At 41.6% G+C, this 2,512-nt stretch carries 3 protein-coding genes; 2 read left to right on the top strand and 1 reads right to left on the bottom strand.

All coding sequences use genetic code 11. The features are described 5' to 3' along the window. Positions 1-69 precede the first annotated feature (69 nt). A complete protein-coding gene (locus tag ADH49_RS04715; protein ID WP_048690283.1) occupies positions 70-1,338 on the bottom strand; it encodes a DUF6287 domain-containing protein in 1,269 nt (422 codons plus the stop codon). 174 nt (positions 1,339-1,512) lie between these two features. Here ADH49_RS04715 and ADH49_RS04710 point away from each other — a divergent pair, with 174 nt between their 5' ends. Together ADH49_RS04710 and ADH49_RS04705 are read left to right on the top strand one after the other, a co-directional pair. Then, entirely contained in the window at positions 1,513-2,034 is a 522-nt protein-coding gene (locus ADH49_RS04710; RefSeq protein WP_048690281.1) for a DUF2975 domain-containing protein, read from the top strand. A gap of 10 nt (positions 2,035-2,044) precedes the next feature. Then, the gene (locus ADH49_RS04705; protein ID WP_003006064.1) at positions 2,045-2,251 is read left to right on the top strand and encodes a helix-turn-helix domain-containing protein; all 207 of its coding nucleotides are present in this window, start codon (positions 2,045-2,047) and stop codon (positions 2,249-2,251) included. Positions 2,252-2,512: the final 261 nt, after the last annotated feature.

Below are 2,512 nucleotides of genomic sequence, written 5' to 3'. Positions count from 1 at the left end.
GTGCGGAGGTGGGACGACGAAATCGAATTCTAACGAATTACCGATTTCTGTCCCACTCTCTTTCGCTTCTTATTGACGATAGAAGTATTGATCTGCTGGATAGTTCCCAGCTGATTGGGTAACAACCAAGCGAGGTTTGCTCTTATCTGACTGGTCTCCATCAGGATTTTCAAAACCAATCTTAAAGAGGCCAACTGCCACTCCTGTTTCTCCCACACGTAGATCTACATAAGGGACTTTACTTGTCTTATCCGAGTTCGGCACTGCTTTTAATCTTCCTTGACCTTTCACAGTTCCATCTTCTTGAATGACCATCTCCTGGCCTTTAGCATTGCGCCATGTCCCTGCCAGACTTGAGAAGTCTCCACTATTGATGGCCGCAATATCAAGGTCTACTTCCTTCTTAGGCTCTGGGTAAGCTTCCCACCATTTGTCCTGGTAGGCTTGGAAGGAGGCTTGATGGTAGAAGATACGTCTCAGAGGTGAAACGACGCCATCAGGACCTTGAACATTTTCAGGAATCAAGGTGACAATCAATTCTTGACCAGTACTTGCTCCAGTTGTTCCAGCTTGGACAAAGTAAACCTGATAGGTTGATCCAGCTTTCTTAGGTTTCTTATCTTTATTGAGGACAAATTGGACATTGGTAGCTCCACTCCAGAAGCTCCATCCCTTATCCTGATCAGAGTAGATAGAAGGAAAGACAGTAGTCCGGTGATTATAGTAATCTTCTGGACTATAGCCATACAGCTTAAAGCCGGAATCCGCAATCTGCTGTTCAATAGATTCATTGGAATAGCTTCCCGCGAAGGTTGTCAAATCCCCATCCAATACCGCATCATCTGGATTCGTCGATTTAAAGAAATCCTTCTGATTGGCAAAGACCATCTCATGATCGGGGTCTTTGTCTGACATAGTTACCGTAATAAGGGGGGCTTTATCTGTTTTGTATTTAAAGATACGCACAGTGATGGTGAAATCCTTATTTCCATCTGACTTTTTCATCTGACTAGTAGAAACTTTATTGGCTCCTTCTACTTTGAAATCCGTTGAGAAAGTTGCTGATACAGGACCATCTTCTGTCTCGTAATCAATCTTCCAAGATTTCCCATCTTTTTGAATCTTGGCCTTATCACGCGCACTAGAGACATATTCACCAGATAGATCGATGGCTTTTTCCTTAGATGAAGACGAGGTCTTCGAGGTCTGATTGAACTCTTTTTGATGATCCGGTTGAATATTAGAGCTAGAGTAGAGATAGACTCCTCCGATTAGAACCACTGCACTCACAAAAGCGATGATCATCCAAAGATATTTCTTATCTAATTTTTTGATCATTTCAATACCTCCTTGAAATGGTAGTTACCTAATAGTATACCTTAAATTCTATTTAAAGCAAATTTTGACTGAAATTCATAAATTTTTTATCGTTTTTCGATACTTTTTTATTGACTTATTTTTTATAAGGAGTATACTATAAGTGAAAAATAAAAAAATTTAAGGAGGCTTGCGATGAAAAACTCAAAAACCTTAAAAAATGTCATTGAAGTCTTAACGGCTTTCATTTACTTCTGTGGCTTTATGACCGTGGCTGCACTGGTCGTCCACCTGCTTTCCCGGATGGGAGTGTTTAAGGATCTTATTCAATCAGGGCGCCTGTCCTTTGATGTGAATGGCATCAAACTCTTCCCCAAACATCCGCAACCTCTCTGGCAGTTGCTCTTCCCACTAGCCTCAAGCGCTATCTATATTTTTCTTCTCATCACCATTCGTAGCTTCCTCCAAAATCTCTACCAAGAAAAGATCTTTTCTCACTCCAACATTGATCTTTGCAACCGAGCTTGGAAGATTCTCTTGGTCTTGTCCTTTATGTCTGGCACACTTGAAACCAGTGGCGATGCTTATCTCCTTCCCTTCACTTTCCAATTTACCTTTAACACAGGGCTTCTCCTTGCCGTTCCAATCGTCTGGGTCTCTGGCAAGATTTTAGAGAGAGGGATTGAGATCGCCGAAGAAAATGAGCTAACCATTTAAGGAGGGTGCCATGATTATCGTCAATTTAGATGTCATGCTAGCCAAGCGAAAAATGAAATCCAATGAGCTAGCCGACAAAATCGGCATCACGACTGCTAACCTCTCCATCCTCAAAACCGGTAAGGCCAAAGCCATCCGCTTCACCACCCTTGAAGCCATCTGCAAAGAACTCGACTGCCAGCCAGGAGATATCCTGGAATACCGGCCAGATGAATAGGAAATGTATTAAGAAATGTAATTGGAGACTTGCCTTATCGACACAACAAAAGCACTCCCGCGGGAGTGCTTGAGAGCATAGACAATCTGCTCTTCCTTACAAATCAAATAAATTCTATAAAAATTTAAAAATTTATTCGTAAGAATTATTCAATCATCTACTGAAACTTTCCGCCGTGAGAAAAGTGCTAGAAACACAATTGTTTCTAGCACTCGGGAGTTTTGGAACCTAGGGTCCAAAACTAAGTCATGGAACTTCTTC

Source organism: Streptococcus sp. 400_SSPC (assembly GCF_001072745.1).
Classification (GTDB): domain Bacteria; phylum Bacillota; class Bacilli; order Lactobacillales; family Streptococcaceae; genus Streptococcus; species Streptococcus xiaochunlingii.
Note: the sequence above shows the minus strand (reverse complement) of the source record. Positions and strands in the feature narration are given on the sequence as shown.

What these genes read in the sequence shown, in the direction of transcription:
- ADH49_RS04715 (WP_048690283.1), bottom strand. Translation starts at nt 1,338, where the DNA reads ATGATCAAAAAATTAGATAAGAAATATCTTTGGATGATCATCGCTTTT.
- ADH49_RS04710 (WP_048690281.1), top strand. Translation starts at nt 1,513, where the DNA reads ATGAAAAACTCAAAAACCTTAAAAAATGTCATTGAAGTCTTAACGGCT.
- ADH49_RS04705 (WP_003006064.1), top strand. Translation starts at nt 2,045, where the DNA reads ATGATTATCGTCAATTTAGATGTCATGCTAGCCAAGCGAAAAATGAAA.